The sequence below is a fragment of the Desulfosporosinus orientis DSM 765 genome, assembly GCF_000235605.1.
Lineage (GTDB): Bacteria > Bacillota > Desulfitobacteriia > Desulfitobacteriales > Desulfitobacteriaceae > Desulfosporosinus > Desulfosporosinus orientis.
The window spans coordinates 3,394,496-3,411,106 of record NC_016584.1 but is presented as its reverse complement, the minus strand read 5'-3'; the positions used below and the strand labels follow the sequence as shown (position 1 = coordinate 3,411,106).

Below are 16,611 nucleotides of genomic sequence, written 5' to 3'. Positions count from 1 at the left end.
AGCAGGGAGACCCGTATCTAAATTGTCTGAAATATGTTATACTCATTTAAAAGGGAAGATTATCCATTCGCCCTCACATCAGTGTGAGGGTCTTTAAGTCAAATTCAATGTTTTTCAAGGAGGATTAATGAAAATGAACATCGAAGATCGCTATCGTTTATGGTCTGAAAATCCCTATTTTGATGAAGAAACGCGTTTAGAGGTAAGAGGAATCACTGATCCGCAAGAAATTGAGGATCGTTTTTATACCGACTTGGAATTCGGAACCGGCGGTTTAAGAGGAATTATTGGTGCAGGCACTAATCGAATGAACAAATATGTTATTCGCAAGGTAACCCAAGGGTTGGCAGAATGTGTTTGTGATCATGGGCCTGAAGGAATGGAGCAGGGTGTTGTGATTGCTCACGATTCTCGTAGGTATTCTCCGGAATTTGCTCTTGAAGCCGCATTGGTACTTGCTCAAAATGGGATAAAAGTGTACCTCTTTGATGCCCTGCGTCCTACGCCGGAACTTTCTTTTGCCGTACGTCAGTTAAAGGCTCTGGCAGGTATCGTAATAACGGCAAGTCATAATCCCAAAACTTACAATGGATATAAAGTATATTGGGAGGATGGCGGGCAAGTACCTCCGACAAAAGCTGACCAAATTCTGGCACGTATTGAAGCCCGGGAAAATTGGCTGGGAATTGAGCCCATGTCAATCACTGAAGCTAAACAACAGGGATTATTACAAATCATAGGCGAAGAAATTGATAGTACATATCTTAACCGCGTAAAAAGTTTGGCCTTACATCCTGATTTAGATGCCCTAAAAGGCGGAAAGCTCAAGATTGTTTATACACCTCTCCATGGAGCAGGAAATCACCTGGTGCGCAGAGCATTATCAGAACTTGGATTTAGTTCCGTGAGCGTTGTGAGAGAACAAGAGAACCCTGATCCGGATTTTACCACCGTACCCTATCCTAACCCGGAAATTCCTGCTACCTTTGAGCTTGCCAAACAGTATGGGAGAAAGCTGAATGCAGATCTTCTTTTAGCTACGGATCCCGACTCTGATCGTTTAGGTGTAGCTTTACGTACTCATCAAGGTGACTATGTTCAGCTTACGGGAAATCAAATTGGTGTTGTCTTAACTTATTATGTGCTATCTCAGAAAAAGGCTTTAGGAGCTCTACCTGACAATGCTGCTATTATTAAAACGGTTGCCTCAACGGATTTAGCCGATGAGGTTGCCCACTATTTCCAGGCTCGTGTTGAAAATGTTCTGACTGGATTTAAGTTCATTGCTGAAAAAGAAAAGGAAATGGAAGAAGGTGGCTGGGGAACCTTTCAATTTGGTTTTGAAGAAAGCTATGGTTATTTAGCAGGAGACTTTGTAAGAGATAAAGATGCCATTATTGCTTCAGTCATCTTGGCGGAAGCAGCCCTTTATTATCAAGAGGTTGAAGGGATTAATTTTTTTGATGTGCTTGAGAACATATATCAAAAATTTGGCTACTATCTTGATGATCAAGAATCTCTTGTACTTGCAGGCAAGCGTGGGAAAGAAGAAATGGCTTTGATCATGGATTCTTTCCGACAGGAAGAGATATCCCAGCTGAGTGGAATCCCTGTTGCTAAAATTGACGATTATGAGCGTCGAGTTAGAAAAGATTCGACAACTGGAGAGACCTATGATCTTCAGCTTCCTCGTTCAAATGTATTAAGGTATTCCTTTGTCGGTGGAGGATTTGTGATGGTGCGGCCGTCCGGAACAGAACCTAAGATTAAATTTTACTTTTCCGTCAAGGCAGACAACTTGACCGCAGCAAAGGATAGTCTGACAAAGGTTAAAGATGAGGTTATGAATCGGATTGCGAAAATTAGATCTGTCATTGAAGCTTAATATCCCGAGGTGAAGAAGATATAAGAATTTTTCATAGCAAACCCTAGAAGCCGGTTACGTGCGTAATATCTGTTGGAGGAGACGAGACTATGAATGAAGTGGTTAATGGCTACTTCTCAGACCATCAGTTGATTAATCCGCAAGCTGAACTACCATAATAAATTCATGAAATGTGAAATTGATAGGAATTTAATTTGTCAAGGCCGCTTAAACAGTGTTATGGTAGCCAATAGAGGTACATTGGCGGAGGTATGATGATTGCCCCCCACGCTAAACTTGATGATGGTTTATTTGATGTTGTTATTTTGGGGAATTTTTCTGCTTGGACGATTGTGAGGCATATTCCGAAGATTTATCGAGGTACGCATCAAAAAATACCGGGAGTAAGTTTGTATCGCGGCAAGACAATAAGAATCACTTCGGAAGAGACGGTTCTCCTTGATCTTGACGGTGAACAGCCAGGGCGAGGATCGATTCATTTCAAGCTAGACCCCAGTCGACTTTGTCTATGGTGTCCTCAAATTTGATTCAACGACCTCAAAGCGTTTCATTCCATTTTGCAGCAAGGTGGAATGGGATGCTTTTTTTACTTTTCACTATACATAGTACTTAGGCATTTTGACAACTCGGCTTTGTCTCTGTGGCGGAGTTCTAACTTTAGAGTGCAATTTGCATAGTTTTTTCCGGAAGGTCAATATTGGTCAGAAAAAGTCTGACCAATATTGACCTTCCGGAAAAAAAGGATTATAATTTTGTCATGAAGGAAAAATAGTATTATATGCAAGAAAGGATACATGTTAAAAGGCATGAGGAATATGAGGTGAGAGTATGGATTTTAAAGACTATTATGCTGTTCTTGGTGTTTCAGCTGATGCTGATGATAAAACTATAAAAAAAGCATATCAGAAGCTGGCCAAAAAATATCATCCTGACGCCAATCCAGGTGATAAAACGGCCGAAGAAAAATTTAAAGAAGCAACTGAAGCTTATCAAGCGATAAGTGATCCTGAAAAACGTCGTAAATACGATGAGCTGCGGCAGGATTATCAACAATGGCAAGCTCGTGGAGGCCGTGGAAACTATAATTGGGATCGATGGCAGTCAAATCCCAGCGGAGGCAGTTATACCTATACCATGTCTCCTGAAGATTTTGCGGACATCTTTGGTGGCTCAGGAGGAATGGGCGGCTTTAGTTTTGGAGGAGAAGGATTTTCTGATTTTTTCTCAACACTTTTTGGGGGAGCTGCGGGGCAAAACTCTGGCTTTGCAGGAGCATCGAATGTAGGACGTACTCAGCAAGGTCAGGATATTGAAGTAGAAGTACAAATTACTCTCCAAGAAGCTTATAGCGGGACTACCCGGGTTATTCGTACAGGTGAAAAGCAAATTGAAGCCAAAATTCCAAAAGGGGTGCGTACTGGATCAAAAGTACGGCTTGCGGGTCAGGGGCATCCAGGATTTGCAGGCGGAAAAGCCGGTAATCTTTATCTGAAGATAATCATAACCCAGGATTCACAATTTGAACGTGATGGCGACAATTTAAAAACGAAGGTTTCTATCGACTTTTATCGGGCGATTCTGGGCGGCGAAGTCAGTGTTCGAACCTTTGGCGGAGAGTTCCTCTTAAAAATTCCGCCCCTTTCCCAAAGCGGCAAGAAATTCCGTTTGAAAGGAAAAGGTATGCCGAATTTGGAAAAACCTTCTCAACAAGGAGATCTCTATGTAGAAGTTTTAATTACTCTTCCGGACAACCTTAGTGAGAACGAACTGTCAACTCTTCGTGATTTGGCTAAGAAACGAGGAATCAATGTATAAGGATTAACTTAACTTGAGAGGAGTGAAGAATTATGTCATTTGATACTAACCGTTTTACTCAGAAATCCCAGGAGGCAATTGCTAATGCGCAAACAATGGCAGAACGCAATGGGAACAGCTTAGTAGAACCAGAACATTTATTACTCTCCTTATTAGAGCAAGGAGAAGGAGTTGTACCTCAAGTACTGACTAAACTCGGCATTGCTGTAGGTGCTTTAATTCAGACAATTCGTCAAGAAATCAACCGCTTTCCTCGTATCAGCGGTTCTAATGTTCAAATGAGCATTTCCCCTCGTTTAAGAACTGCCTTAGTGGCAGCTCACGACGAAATGGCAACTTTTGGTGATGAATACGTCAGCACTGAACACTTATTGCTGGGAATCTTCGAAAAAGCCGGAGGGGCTGCCGATCAAATCCTGCGCAAAAACGGTTTAACACGTGAAAGCTTGCTTCAGGCATTGCGGGAGATCAGAGGAACACAAAGGGTCACTAGCCCTAACCCAGAAGGCACGTACGCTGCCCTGGAGCAATATGGGCTTAATATGGTGCAACTGGCGCAGAGAGGACGTCTTGACCCGGTTATTGGGCGTGACGAAGAAATTCGCAGGGTTATTCAGACCTTATCCAGACGTACTAAAAATAATCCTGTGTTGATTGGTGAGCCGGGAGTTGGCAAGACCGCAATTGTCGAGGGATTAGCGCAAAGGATTGTCAGAGGGGACGTTCCTGAGGCGATAAAAGATAAGCAAGTAATTGCTCTGGATTTGGGAACTATGATTGCAGGTGCTAAATATCGGGGAGAATTTGAAGAACGCCTTAAAGCCGTGCTTAAGGAAATTAAAGAGCGTGAAGATGTTATTTTGTTTATTGATGAATTGCATACTGTGGTTGGTGCAGGAGCTGCTGAAGGGGCTATGGATGCCAGTAATATGCTTAAGCCGATGCTCGCCCGTGGGGAGCTTAGTATGCTAGGGGCAACAACTTTGACTGAATATCGCAAGCATATAGAGAAGGATGCTGCCCTAGAACGACGATTTCAGCCGATTATGGTGGAGGCTCCCAGCGTAGAAGATACGATTTCAATTTTGCGGGGTCTCAAAGAACGCTATGAAACTCACCATGGAGTGCGGATTACCGATGGGGCTATTATTGCTGCTGCTGTGCTGTCTGACCGATATATCAGTGATCGTTTCTTGCCGGATAAGGCTATTGACTTAATTGATGAAGCTGCTGCACGCATGCGTATGGAAATTACCAGCGATCCCTATGAATTAGACCAGATCAAGCGCCGGATGATGCAGTTGGAAATCGAACGGGAGGCTCTTAAGAAAGAAAAGGATGAGGCTAGTAAGGAACGTCTGGACAAGATCGAGCAAGAGTTGGCCAATCTTAAAGAAGAGCGATCGGGAATGGAGGCTCAACTGCAGGGAGAGCGGGAAATTTTGATTCGAATTCAGCAGTTGAAAGAAGAAGTTGATCGATCACGTACCTTAATGGAGCAGGCACAACAGCAATTAGATTATAATCGGGCTGCAGAGTTGCAGTACGGTATTATACCGAATTTAGAGAAAGAACTAAAAAGTACAGAAGAAAGGCTTCAAGTTACCATGAATGCCTTGTTAAAACAAGAAGTCGTAGAGCAAGATATTGCCGAAATTGTCGCGACTTGGACTCATGTTCCTGTTTCGAAGCTTATGGAAAGTGAAATGCAGAAGCTTATTCATATGGAAGAGAGAATTCATCAGCGAGTGATTGGTCAGGATGAAGCTGTTCGAGCGGTTGCCGATGCCGTTCGCCGAGCACGTGCGGGCTTGCAAGATCCCAATCGTCCCTTAGGTTCATTTCTTTTCTTAGGTCCGACAGGGGTCGGGAAAACTGAGCTCTCAAGGGCATTAGCAGAATTTCTTTTTGATGATGAACAAGCCATGGTTCGCATTGACATGTCCGAGTATATGGAAAAGCATACCGTATCACGCTTAATTGGAGCTCCCCCGGGATATGTAGGTTATGAAGAAGGAGGACAATTGACGGAGGCTGTTCGCCGAAAACCTTATAGTGTTATTCTGTTTGACGAGGTTGAAAAAGCCCATAGTGATGTGTTTAATGTACTGCTGCAGCTTTTAGATGATGGACGATTAACAGATGGTCAAGGGCGGAATGTAAATTTTAAGAACACCGTTGTTATTTTAACGAGCAATATTGCCAGTCCTACAATTCAAGAATTAACTCAGCGCAACGCATCAAAAGAAGAAGTAAGGTCTGCCATTAATGAAGAACTTCGTCACTATTTCCGGCCGGAATTTTTGAACCGACTTGATGAAGTCATTGTCTTCCATCCCCTTGGCAGAGAGCATATTGGTCAAATTGTGAATATCCAGCTCGGTCAGTTGCGCAAACGTTTGAATGATAACAAACTCACTCTGGAACTAACAAATGCTGCCAAGGAAAAGCTTACAAATGAAGGGTATGACCCAATATACGGTGCAAGACCGCTTAAGAGAGTGATTCAACAGCGCTTACAGAATCCCTTAGCCCTTAAACTTTTGCAAGGAGAATTTAAGCCCGGACAAGAGATTCTTGTTGATGTGGACCAATTTGGAAACTACGCCTTTTTTTCAAAAAAAGTCATTTAATATGTAAGGCAATTAACTTTAAAAGTAAACTGCAGGTTCAAAGACCTGCAGTTTTACATACTGAGCATTACCGACATTCCATACTTTTCTGAAAGAGTGTAGCTATGCATTGTCAGTCAATTATTTTAAAGTGTAAGGACAGAATAACTAGTGGAAATCTTGGCTTCTTTTAGAAACTAAAGGTATAATGTAAGGAGATAAGCTGAAAGGTAAAGTGAGGAGAAACTAGTGCATGACAAAACAATAAATTGTCCAACCTGGCAGGGTCAAGAAGGGCAGGGCCGCTGTCAAATTTCTTTAACTCTCCAAAATACGGGGAGTGGGATTAATGGCCTTCTTATTGGTGGCGAAAAACCTCATATCGGGGGAGTGGTTCTGGCGCTGCCTCGTCTAAGCCTGAAGGGACAAGGATGGAGTTCAGATCTGTTTATAACACCTGTTCCAGGACATAAAGATGTTGATGTAGCCCGGATTGTTGCCGATTCATTAGCCCGTGAATTGAATTGTCCGGTAGTTGTTACTGCGGGAATCCATTCCGACAAGCTTAGTCAAGAAGAACTTCGTTTAATAATCAGGCACTGTGAATCACTGGCGGAGTCCGGGTTAGCTGCGCTTAAGCAGGTTAATATATAAAGAGGTGAAACCATGCACGCAAATTTACGACAATTTATTGAAACTCTCCGGCGAGAGAAGCAACTTGTAGAAATAGAGGCAGAAGTCAATCCCTATCTTGAACTAGCTGAAATTCATCGTCGAATCATTGAGAAAGAAGGTCCGGCTTTACTCTTTAAGCGTGTCAAAGGCAGCCCTTATCCTGTTGTAACTAATTTATTCGGGACACGAAAACGTGTAGATATGGCTGTTGGAACAAAGCCTGAAGAAATAGTTAAGCGGGCTGTTTCGGCACTGCATCGCTTGCTGCCTCCTAGGCCATCCACCTTATGGCAGGAAAAAGATTGGATTCTCTCTCTTGCCAAAAGCGGCATGCGTGTCATCAAAGCTAATCAGGCTCCGGTTCTTGAGATTAAAGAGAACAGCATAGATTTAACGACACTTCCTGTTTTAACAAGCTGGCCAGAGGATGGCGGTCCATTTGTTACCTTGCCCCTTGTATATACCGAACATCCTTTAACACGTGAACATAATTTAGGAATGTACCGCATTCAAATCTATAATTCTCAGCAAACGGGTATTCATTGGCAGATACAAAAAGGCGGGGGATTTCATTATCATGAGGCAGAACGTTTAGGACAGGATCTTCCCACAACTCTATTTTTAGGAGGACCGCCTGCTCTGATTCTGTCGGCTATAGCGCCACTTCCGGAAATGCTGCCTGAGCTCATCTTCACGTCATTTTTGATGGGAGAAAAACTTACTAAAGCTAAAATACCCAATCATCCCCACTCAATCCTATCCGAGTGTGAGTTTGCAATCTGCGGAAAAGTACCGGCTAACATACGTAAACCGGAAGGGCCATTCGGTGATCACTATGGCTATTATTCTTTGACACATGATTTTCCTGTTTTTGATGTACATACCATCTATCATCGCAAAGACGCAATTTATCCTGCTACTGTCGTAGGTAAACCACGTCAGGAGGATTACTTTATTGGCGAATACCTCCAGTCATTGTTGTCTCCCATGTTTCCCGTTGTTATGCCAGGAGTCAAGGCACTTTGGACTTACGCTGAAACAGGCTTTCATGCTTTAGCAGCGGCTGTTGTTCGGGAGAGCTATCACCGCGAAGCATTGGCCCATGCTTTCCGTATCTTAGGTGAAGGGCAGCTTACTTTAACGAAATTTTTAATCCTTACCGATGTTCAGCTTAATTTACAAGACTTTAAAAACCTTCTGGAAACAGTTTTAGCTCGGTTTGAACCGCAATCAGATTTATTAGTCCTTCACGAAACCTCCATGGATACTCTGGATTATACTGGCAGGCGTCTAAATCATGGGAGCAAGGCGATCATGCTCGGCTTAGGCAAACCTAAGCGAGAACTGCCTATCCAACCTCCGGAAGCATCCTTATCTGGAGTTTTCAGAATCAGGTCATTCTGTGCAGGCTGCTTATTAATTGAAGCTCCTTCATTTGAATCATCACCTCAACTGGCTGAGGATGTCCTACAGCAGCTCCAATTTGGATCCTTTAAGGAATGGCCTCTGGTGATTTTAGTTGATGATTTGAATTTAGCCTCAGATAGTGCAGGATTTCTTTGGCAAGTTTTCACTCGTTTTGATCCTGCACATGATATTTACGCTTCAACGGAAATTATTAAACACCGCTTGGTTTACCGCGGCCCAATATTAATTGATGCTCGAATGAAACCAGGCTATCCGGGTGAAGTATTGCCAGATGAAACAACAGTCAAACTTGTTAACCGTCGCTGGAAAGAATACGGATTTTATTAAGGCGATTATACTCAAACAAGCTTCGATAAAGAGACAAGTAAGCAGAATTTCTGATCCGAGCATCATTGATTTAGAAATTCTGCTTATTAGTATTTAGCTACTTATGGGGAATTTATTTCTAGAATCAAGAATAATTTAAGGTTTATTTACACATCCTGAAACTGTCATGTAAAAACAAATTTCATAAAGGAGGGATCTAGATGCAGTTGAATGAAATCGAAACTAAGAAAGTCCTTGACCAAGGTATGTTAACCAGAAGTGTTATTGAAACCGAAACTGCGATGAAAAAGTGCCAACTGTATAATGAAATGGCGAAAGACCCTGCTGTTAAAGGATTTTTTAAAGAACAGGCTAAAGCACTGGATGATGTAGTAGGGCACTTTAAGAGGGGAATTGTTGAGCTCCAATAGAAAGGGGGAAAACAACGTGAGTCAATTTACAGATTTAGATATGCTTTATGATTACGAAAAAGACGCATCCGCTGCAGCAATGGGCTATATGACTTTAGCCACTCGGGCTCATAATGCAAGTCTAAGAGATATATACTTACGCTTAGCTAATGAAGCGACTAACGCTCATAGTAAGGTTAGCAAATTAATTAACCAAAGCGGCGGGATAGCTTAATGCCATAAATTGGTGAAAACTCGGCTGGCGCTCCAAGTAAGGCGGGCGGCTGCCATAGTTGCACTTATGCGCCGCTATAAGGTTATATCGAAGGTTTATTCATTTCGATAGTAAAATAAAGAACCGGGAAAATTCCCGGTTCTTTATTTTACCTTAAAACATTAATCAACCTACTGCTTTCCGTGAACGATAGAGTGCTGTCTTATGGCGAATTCGTTGGATTGCATTATCTAATGATTTGGGGTGCAGTCCTAAGTGTTCGGATACTTCACGTTGTTTAAATCCGTGAATGAAATAATGCTCAAATACTAAACGCTCGAGATTTGATAAGTTTTTATTCAAATCTTGGATCATGGAGCATATTTCATCATTAGCGATAACCGTTGACGCCGGATCTTCAACATTGGGTAATAACTCCAAGAAGCTTGTGTCCTCAGAATCAGAGACAACGTTATTGAGAGAATACGCTTCATTTAAGTTTGTGTGTTTTTGCCGGGTGTATTTACGGAGACTGTCTATAAGTTTCCGTTTAATGACCATTCTTAAAAAATGAAGGAAAGGAATTCCGGAATCCTCATCGTAGGATATGATGGCTCTGTAAATTGCAATTCGTCCTTCTTGAATTAGATCATCAAAATCAGCTCTGGGTAAAAAATATTTAGACGCAATCATGCGAACTTCAGGCTCATAATATTGAATTATCTCATTCAAAGCGCGTTTATTACCTGAGCGCGCAGCTTCTAGCAGAGTAGTTTCCTTAACATCTAAGGTGCTAATGTTCGAAGTCATGGCACTCAACTCCTTGTCATAAAATAGGCAAGCACATTAAAGTTTAATGAATTTTATGCTCTTTGACAAGGATATTTTTGTGGATAACTCACCAAACTATGGAAATTATGATTTAAAAGATTTTATCAAATTTGCTGTCTCAATGGCTGTCATAGCAGCATCAAAGCCTTTATTTCCAGCCTTGGTTCCGGCACGTTCAATGGCTTGTTCAATACTGTCTGTTGATAATACTCCAAAGATGACAGGGATTCCAGTTTGTAAGCCAACTTGGGCGATGCCTTTGCTTACTTCGTTGCTAACCAGGTCAAAATGAGGAGTGGCTCCACGGATAACGGCTCCAAGACATATAACGGCATCATATTTATTAGAGAGGGCCATTTTTTGCGCGACTAAAGGAATTTCAAAAGCTCCCGGTACCCATGCTAATTCTACGTCATTTTCGAGGATACCGTGTCTGCGCAGTGCATCCATTGCTCCGGAGACTAATTTACTGGTAATGAATTCATTAAAACGGGCTGCAATAATTCCTATCTTAAGACCTTCTGCCAATAAATTTCCTTCAAATGTTTTCATTTGTAATACATCCTTTCACTAGCCAGTTTAGTATTTAGAAGTTCTTAATTTTGACCATTGCAGGGGATTAAAGTACTTCAGTCAAAAAGTGTCCCATTTTTTGCTTTTTAGTACAGAGATATTTAGTGTTTTCCGGTTTGCTTGATACTTCTAAAGGAACTCGTTCCACGACTTTCATACCATATCCTTCCAAACCAACGATTTTCCTTGGATTATTGGTCATTAAGCGTACTTGAGAAATCCCAAGATCTGCTAAAATTTGAGCGCCTACACCGTAATCTCTCAAGTCTTCTGGAAAGCCTAAAGCGAGGTTGGCTTCGACAGTATCTTTTCCTTCTTCTTGCAGTTTATAGGCTCTTAATTTATTTAACAAGCCAATCCCGCGCCCTTCTTGACGCATATAGAGCAGTACTCCTCGTCCTTCACGTTCTATTGCGTCCATGGCTGCGGCAAGCTGGTCTCCGCAATCACAGCGGCGGGAGTGAAAAACATCTCCGGTCAGACACTCGGAGTGGACTCGGACAAGGACAGGCTTCCCATCATCCACGTCTCCTTTGACTAAAGCCACATGTTCCTCTTTATCGAGAATGCTAAGGTAGCCTACAGCACGAAAATCACCAAAGCCTGTGGGCAGATGAATACTCTCAACTCTTTCAATGAGTTTCTCAGATTGTCGACGATAACTGATTAAATCTTTTAAAGTAATCATCTTTAGGTTGTGTTTCTGAATAAATAATTTCAAGTCAGGTACTCTGGCCATGGTTCCATCTTCATTCATAACTTCACAGATTAGACCTGCAGGCTGGAGTCCTGCAAGACGAGCCAAATCCACTGAGCCTTCTGTGTGGCCTGCACGAACTAAAACTCCGCCTTCCCGAGCCTGAAGGGGGAAAATGTGTCCGGGACGCTGCAAATCAGAGGGCTTGCTATTAGGATTTACAAGGACTCTAACCGTTTCCGCACGTTCAAAAGCAGATATTCCTGTGGTACTGGTCACTGCATCCACACTGACAGTGAAAGCTGTACCGTGAGGATCAGTATTGTTGGTTACCATCTGTTCGAGTTGTAAAGCGTGGATTCGGTCTTTGGTCAATGGAACGCATATTAATCCCCGGCCATAGGTTGCCATGAAATTAATGGCTTCAGGGGTCGCCATTTCGGCTGCCATGACAAGGTCGCCCTCATTTTCGCGGTCCTCATCATCCACCATCACAATCATCTTACCTTGACGTATATCTTCGATAGCTTCTTCTACGGTATTAAACATTAGTCTTTCACTCCTCTAGTTCAAATTAATAGTTCGTAATTAAATGAATCCATTCTCCGCTAAAAAACTAAGGGAAAGATTAGATTTTGTTTTGCCCGAGGGTTTATTAATCCCCATAAGACGGGCTACATATTTTCCGATCAGATCTGTTTCAAGGTTGACACTTTTACCAATTCCTTTTAATCCTAAAGTAGTTTCCTTAAACGTGTGAGGGATTAACGAAACTGAAAAATAATCCTCTTCCACATCAATCAGTGTTAAAGAGATTCCATCTATGGCGATGGATCCCTTTGGAAGCATATACGAAAGAAGGGCAGGTGGGGCATTAATTTCATAAACTTGGGCAATACCCCAGGGGGCGATTCTCCGTATACTGCCGATACCATCGACATGTCCGCTGACTAAATGCCCGCCTAGACGGGATTGAAGCTGTAAAGCACGTTCTAGGTTGACATGACTGCCGTTTTTTAATTCAGCCAGATTGGTTTTCTCTAAGGTTTCAGCCATGACATCAACAGTGAATTGATGATCGCTTAATGAGATAACCGTTAAGCAAACTCCGTTAACAGCAATACTGTCTCCAATTTGTGTTCCTTCCAGAACTTTTTTTGCTTCTATGGTAAGCTGACCTGAATCCGGCAAGAGGCGAAGAGAGCGGATGATGCCTAGTTCTTCTACTATTCCGGTAAACATGTTATCTCCTCCCTAATGCATCTGGTTTCAAGAAATATAATGAACATTATCAAAGAGCTTTAGCGGATGTATCCCCAAACATGAAGATCTCCTGAGCGAATGTCAACATTAATATTATGGAGCATAATAGCATCAGCCATGCGTTGAATATGGAGACCCGAGAGGGGAGAGGGGCCATTCCCTCCGATGAATTTTGGAGCGATAAATAATTCGACTTTATCGATAAGCTTCTCTTGCAAAAAGGCACCTGCCAGCTTGCCGCCGCCTTCAAGTAAAACGCTTGTCCAGCCGCGATGAACAAGATCTCGCATTAGCATATTAAGAGGAACATATCTTTCAACATCGTATTGCCATACCTCTACATGTTCAAGGTTTTTAAAACGATTAAGTTTCTCTTCTGATGCTGACCGTGAAGTTGCAATGATACAGGGACTTTGTTTGGAAGAATTTAGAACTTGAGCATGTTCGTCAATACGCAGCATTCCATCAACAATTAAGCGAATCGGGTCTTTACCATTGGGAAGACGGCAAGTGAGAGCAGGGTTATCGTGGATTGCTGTTTCACTTCCTACAAGGATAACATCATAGCGGTCACGCAGCTCATGTACATAGCTCCGCGAAGCTTCATTACTAATCCATTGGGAATCACCGGTTTCAGTAGCTATTTTTCCATCTAAAGTCATGGCCGATTTATAAACTACAAAAGGTAAACCTGTTGTAATTGCCTTAACAAAGACTTCATTCATCAGCAAAGCTTCTTCCCTGAGCAAGCCAACTTCAACTTGAATTCCGGCTTCACGAAGGCGGTTGATACCCTGGCCGGCAACAAGAGGATTAGGATCTTCCATGGCTATTATAACTCTATGAACTTGAGCACGAATTAAGGCATCGGCACAAGGTGGTGTTCGTCCGAAATGAGAACATGGTTCTAAGGTAACGTAAGCAGTTGCACCATGAGCCTTATCACCCGCAGCGGCAAGAGCATGGACTTCAGCATGGGGGGTTCCGGCTTTATGATGATAGCCTTCACCAACAATTTGGTCATCATGGACAATAACACACCCAACCAGGGGATTGGGGCTGGTTCTGCCCAAGGCCATGATCGCAAGTTCAAAGGCTCTTCTCATAAATTTTTCATCAATTTTATCAGAAGAATATGTTTGGCTCATGAAAATCCCTTTCTAAATTGATCATAATTTAGTGTCTCCAAAAAGGTGCAAAAGTACAAAAGTAGAAATAAAAAAGCACCTATCATTCTCTAGGTGCTGAATAAAGACACAGGATAATAAAAGCGTATAAACGCCATTAAACTGTTCCTCTTCTCATCCAGACTCTAACTGTCGGCTCTGGAATTTCACCAGATCTGCCAAAGGCTCGCGGGCTTTACCGCCGGTAGGGAATCTCACCCAACCCCAGAGGATTTCTACTTTTTGTAATTGTTTATAGTTTACTTCAGACTCCCAATTTTAGCAACCCTATAAATTACCAGTTACTTTATAATCCTTTGTACCATGCAATTCAAGAAATTCATTTCGCAATAAACCCATGAGAATAGAATCATGATAGCTGCCTAACACAAAACGAGCCTCTCGTTGACGGCCTTCGATTTTAAACCCTACTTTTTGATAGGCATAAATTGCTCGGGTATTCTCAGACCATGTATCGAGAGAAATGCGATGGAAATTCCACTGCGTAAAAAGAAATCGCGAAAAAGTAATTAAGGCATCCGTACCATAACCTTTACCCCAGTAGGATTTATTGCCGATAACAATATAAATTGATACGGATCTGGCCGGTACATTAATATCTTTAAAGCCTATTGATCCGATAAGCTGTTCATTCTCTGTTAATAAGGAGTACCGATAAATATCGGGACCTCCATCAAGAAACTTTGCAGCTATCTGTTCTTTGTTATGTAGGGTATTCAGGGGCCAAGCTCCACTAGACCAAAGATTAACCTCTTGATCATTATACCATTGATAGAGGTCCTGAATATCATCTTCTTCAACAGCACGGATTATCGTTTTATTACCTTTTAACATTACAAAACCCCTCAATTATAGTTTTAAAACTCAATTTAAATATTATTATTTTTCAAATTAATATAAAATATTTTGTGTTATTTTAAGTAAAATCATAATTATCTTTAACAAATAATTTAAAATATGTCATAAGTAAATTAAGATTATATGGTTATAATTTAACTTTTTAATCGACATTCATGAATATAGTGTAAAAGAATCCACTAATCTATTAAAAGATGAGTGGATTCTAAATAACAATTATAACGATAGTTTAAATTCCCACTGAAACTCACAGTGGTCGGGGCGACAGGATTTGAACCTGCGGCCTCTTGGTCCCGAACCAAGCGCGCTACCAAACTGCGCTACGCCCCGAATCATTGGAACGAATTTCATATTAACAAATCGTTTTAATCCTGTCAACCATTTCATTTCTAAAATTCTTTAAATCGTTTAAAGAAACCTATTTTGTCTTATTATGACAAAAATGAATGACTATTCATTGATAAATTTTGGATTGTATTATAGAATAGCCCTATAAAGAAGTAAGAACGCTATATGTTCAGAATAGGTAAAACAAATGTCATTTTGAAACAAACTTGTCCTTTTGTTCGGTCATGAGATTGCTACACCATTTATTTTAAGATATACTTTAGACAAGTCAATAAATACAGATGTTTCCAAGGGGTTTTTTACAAGAGGGAGAGAATTGATTTGAGGAAAATTGGGATTGTGATGGATTCTACAGGATATTTGACGAAGGATATCCTTGAAGAGTATCAGATTAATGTTGTCCCCCTAAATGTGAATGTTGGGGAAGAGACCTTTCCTGAAACAGAACTGACCAATAAAACTTACTTTGAGAGAATGAGTCATATCCCGGGTTTATCAACAACTTCCCAACCTTCTGTCGGCAGATTTCTTGAGATGTACAAATCTCTGTTTTCGAAAGGCGTTGTAGATATTGTCAGTATTCACATCTCATCGGCGATCAGCGGAACGCTTCATTCCGCTCAAATGGCAAAAGAATTGGCATCCAGCACCAGAATACATATTTTTGACTCAAAATCTTCCGCATTAGGCCTAGGGGTCTTAGCCTGGGCAGCTGCCGAATGGGCGGAGCAAGGTTTAAGTGCCTTAGAAATTATGAATCAACTTCAAAAATTAGAAAAGCAAACAGAGTTATATTTCATCGTTAACACACTGGAAAACTTGAGAAAAGGTGGACGAATTGGAGGAGCTGCGGCTCTCCTGGGAACTTTGCTGCAAATTAAGCCAATCCTCTATTTTAATAAAAGCGGTCAAATTGATGTCTTTGACAAAGTGCGATCAAAATCTCGCGCTTGGCAGCGAGTCCGGGAAGAACTTGATAGAGCAATCTCAAGTAGAGAACATTATCGAATTTGTGTAATGCATGTCAATATTCCGGAGGAAGGTATGTTGTTGCTTCGTGAACTTAAGAAAAGCTATCCGGAACATGAAGTGCGGTTATTTGAAGCAGGGCCGGTCATTGCAACGCATGTTGGCACCGGCGCCTTTGGACTCGTATTTCATCCTTGGCCAAAACTCAACTAAACTGTTAAAAAACAATGAAGGTTTACAATAGTTTCTATGCTGAAATGCATAAATCAATTAGATACAGGTGTCCATAATTGCATTACTCTAACTTATATTTAAAATGCATAGAAAATAAAGTTATAGTACCATTTTCAAAATATACTGAATATTAAAGAAATTACAATAAATTCTGATATAGATTAAATTAATATTGTAATTTGAAAATTATAGGCTAAAATAAAAAATATATTCAGAAAGTTTGCAGGATTTATGCAACAAAAAAAGAATATTATAGTTAATAAAATCGCAAGATTGTGACAATAGTGATTTAATTAACGTGGAGAA

Annotated in this window: 15 protein-coding genes, 1 tRNA gene and 1 riboswitch; of the genes, 9 read left to right on the top strand and 7 right to left on the bottom strand. The window is 41.2% G+C overall.

The features are described from left to right. Positions 1 to 133 precede the first annotated feature (133 nt). From DESOR_RS15905 to DESOR_RS15870, 8 genes are all read left to right on the top strand, one after another. Complete coding sequence (locus DESOR_RS15905; RefSeq protein ID WP_014185600.1) at positions 134 to 1,885, top strand: phospho-sugar mutase; 1,752 nt, start codon at positions 134 to 136, stop codon at positions 1,883 to 1,885. 251 nt (positions 1,886 to 2,136) lie between these two features. Next, a complete protein-coding gene (locus DESOR_RS15900; protein ID WP_174275428.1) occupies positions 2,137 to 2,412 on the top strand; it encodes a diacylglycerol/lipid kinase family protein in 276 nt (91 codons plus the stop codon). Between the two features lie 301 nt (positions 2,413 to 2,713). Further along, positions 2,714 to 3,700 carry a DnaJ C-terminal domain-containing protein gene (locus tag DESOR_RS15895; protein WP_014185599.1) on the top strand — a complete coding sequence of 329 codons (987 nt, stop codon included), beginning with the start codon at positions 2,714 to 2,716 and terminating at the stop codon, positions 3,698 to 3,700. 32 nt (positions 3,701 to 3,732) lie between these two features. Beyond that, the gene (gene clpB / locus DESOR_RS15890; RefSeq protein WP_014185598.1) at positions 3,733 to 6,333 is read left to right on the top strand and encodes an ATP-dependent chaperone ClpB; all 2,601 of its coding nucleotides are present in this window, start codon (positions 3,733 to 3,735) and stop codon (positions 6,331 to 6,333) included. A 228-nt stretch (positions 6,334 to 6,561) separates the two neighbouring features. Next, the gene (gene lpdD / locus DESOR_RS15885; RefSeq protein WP_014185597.1) at positions 6,562 to 6,966 is read left to right on the top strand and encodes a prenylated flavin chaperone LpdD; all 405 of its coding nucleotides are present in this window, start codon (positions 6,562 to 6,564) and stop codon (positions 6,964 to 6,966) included. A 12-nt stretch (positions 6,967 to 6,978) separates the two neighbouring features. Continuing rightward, the gene (locus DESOR_RS15880; RefSeq protein ID WP_014185596.1) at positions 6,979 to 8,742 is read left to right on the top strand and encodes a UbiD family decarboxylase; all 1,764 of its coding nucleotides are present in this window, start codon (positions 6,979 to 6,981) and stop codon (positions 8,740 to 8,742) included. Positions 8,743 to 8,942: 200 nt separating this feature from the next. Then, positions 8,943 to 9,152 carry a hypothetical protein gene (locus tag DESOR_RS15875; protein WP_014185595.1) on the top strand — a complete coding sequence of 70 codons (210 nt, stop codon included), beginning with the start codon at positions 8,943 to 8,945 and terminating at the stop codon, positions 9,150 to 9,152. Positions 9,153 to 9,168: 16 nt separating this feature from the next. After that, positions 9,169 to 9,366 carry a spore coat protein gene (locus tag DESOR_RS15870; protein WP_014185594.1) on the top strand — a complete coding sequence of 66 codons (198 nt, stop codon included), beginning with the start codon at positions 9,169 to 9,171 and terminating at the stop codon, positions 9,364 to 9,366. Between the two features lie 165 nt (positions 9,367 to 9,531). On the opposite strand, the gene DESOR_RS15865 is transcribed toward DESOR_RS15870, so the two are convergent. The 7 genes from DESOR_RS15865 to DESOR_RS15835 form a co-directional block, all read right to left on the bottom strand. After that, positions 9,532 to 10,155, bottom strand: a complete 624-nt coding sequence (locus tag DESOR_RS15865; RefSeq protein WP_014185593.1) for a sigma-70 family RNA polymerase sigma factor — start codon at positions 10,153 to 10,155, stop codon at positions 9,532 to 9,534. Between the two features lie 105 nt (positions 10,156 to 10,260). After that, positions 10,261 to 10,728 (bottom strand): 6,7-dimethyl-8-ribityllumazine synthase, encoded by a 468-nt coding sequence (gene ribH / locus DESOR_RS15860; protein WP_014185592.1) that lies wholly within the window; start codon positions 10,726 to 10,728, stop codon positions 10,261 to 10,263. Between the two features lie 67 nt (positions 10,729 to 10,795). Next, positions 10,796 to 11,995, bottom strand: a complete 1,200-nt coding sequence (locus DESOR_RS15855; RefSeq protein ID WP_014185591.1) for a bifunctional 3,4-dihydroxy-2-butanone-4-phosphate synthase/GTP cyclohydrolase II — start codon at positions 11,993 to 11,995, stop codon at positions 10,796 to 10,798. Positions 11,996 to 12,034: 39 nt separating this feature from the next. Beyond that, the gene (locus DESOR_RS15850; protein ID WP_014185590.1) at positions 12,035 to 12,688 is read right to left on the bottom strand and encodes a riboflavin synthase; all 654 of its coding nucleotides are present in this window, start codon (positions 12,686 to 12,688) and stop codon (positions 12,035 to 12,037) included. 59 nt (positions 12,689 to 12,747) lie between these two features. After that, entirely contained in the window at positions 12,748 to 13,857 is a 1,110-nt protein-coding gene (gene ribD, locus DESOR_RS15845) for a bifunctional diaminohydroxyphosphoribosylaminopyrimidine deaminase/5-amino-6-(5-phosphoribosylamino)uracil reductase RibD (protein ID WP_014185589.1), read from the bottom strand. A 141-nt stretch (positions 13,858 to 13,998) separates the two neighbouring features. Then, positions 13,999 to 14,112: riboswitch (FMN riboswitch) on the bottom strand. A gap of 51 nt (positions 14,113 to 14,163) precedes the next feature. Beyond that, positions 14,164 to 14,730: a GNAT family N-acetyltransferase gene (locus DESOR_RS15840; protein WP_014185588.1), complete on the bottom strand. Its 567-nt coding sequence runs from the start codon at positions 14,728 to 14,730 to the stop codon at positions 14,164 to 14,166. A 277-nt stretch (positions 14,731 to 15,007) separates the two neighbouring features. Then, positions 15,008 to 15,084: transfer RNA gene (locus DESOR_RS15835), tRNA-Pro, on the bottom strand. A gap of 339 nt (positions 15,085 to 15,423) precedes the next feature. Between DESOR_RS15835 and DESOR_RS15830 the strand changes: the two genes are divergently transcribed. Further along, complete coding sequence (locus tag DESOR_RS15830) at positions 15,424 to 16,284, top strand: DegV family protein (protein ID WP_014185587.1); 861 nt, start codon at positions 15,424 to 15,426, stop codon at positions 16,282 to 16,284. The last annotated feature ends 327 nt before the right edge of the window (positions 16,285 to 16,611 follow it).

What these genes read in the sequence shown, in the direction of transcription:
- ribD (WP_014185589.1), bottom strand. Translation starts at nt 13,857, where the DNA reads ATGAGCCAAACATATTCTTCTGATAAAATTGATGAAAAATTTATGAGA.
- ribH (WP_014185592.1), bottom strand. Translation starts at nt 10,728, where the DNA reads ATGAAAACATTTGAAGGAAATTTATTGGCAGAAGGTCTTAAGATAGGA.
- DESOR_RS15840 (WP_014185588.1), bottom strand. Translation starts at nt 14,730, where the DNA reads ATGTTAAAAGGTAATAAAACGATAATCCGTGCTGTTGAAGAAGATGAT.
- DESOR_RS15895 (WP_014185599.1), top strand. Translation starts at nt 2,714, where the DNA reads ATGGATTTTAAAGACTATTATGCTGTTCTTGGTGTTTCAGCTGATGCT.
- DESOR_RS15865 (WP_014185593.1), bottom strand. Translation starts at nt 10,155, where the DNA reads ATGACTTCGAACATTAGCACCTTAGATGTTAAGGAAACTACTCTGCTA.
- DESOR_RS15875 (WP_014185595.1), top strand. Translation starts at nt 8,943, where the DNA reads ATGCAGTTGAATGAAATCGAAACTAAGAAAGTCCTTGACCAAGGTATG.
- DESOR_RS15880 (WP_014185596.1), top strand. Translation starts at nt 6,979, where the DNA reads ATGCACGCAAATTTACGACAATTTATTGAAACTCTCCGGCGAGAGAAG.
- DESOR_RS15905 (WP_014185600.1), top strand. Translation starts at nt 134, where the DNA reads ATGAACATCGAAGATCGCTATCGTTTATGGTCTGAAAATCCCTATTTT.
- DESOR_RS15855 (WP_014185591.1), bottom strand. Translation starts at nt 11,995, where the DNA reads ATGTTTAATACCGTAGAAGAAGCTATCGAAGATATACGTCAAGGTAAG.
- DESOR_RS15900 (WP_174275428.1), top strand. Translation starts at nt 2,137, where the DNA reads ATGATGATTGCCCCCCACGCTAAACTTGATGATGGTTTATTTGATGTT.
- clpB (WP_014185598.1), top strand. Translation starts at nt 3,733, where the DNA reads ATGTCATTTGATACTAACCGTTTTACTCAGAAATCCCAGGAGGCAATT.
- DESOR_RS15850 (WP_014185590.1), bottom strand. Translation starts at nt 12,688, where the DNA reads ATGTTTACCGGAATAGTAGAAGAACTAGGCATCATCCGCTCTCTTCGC.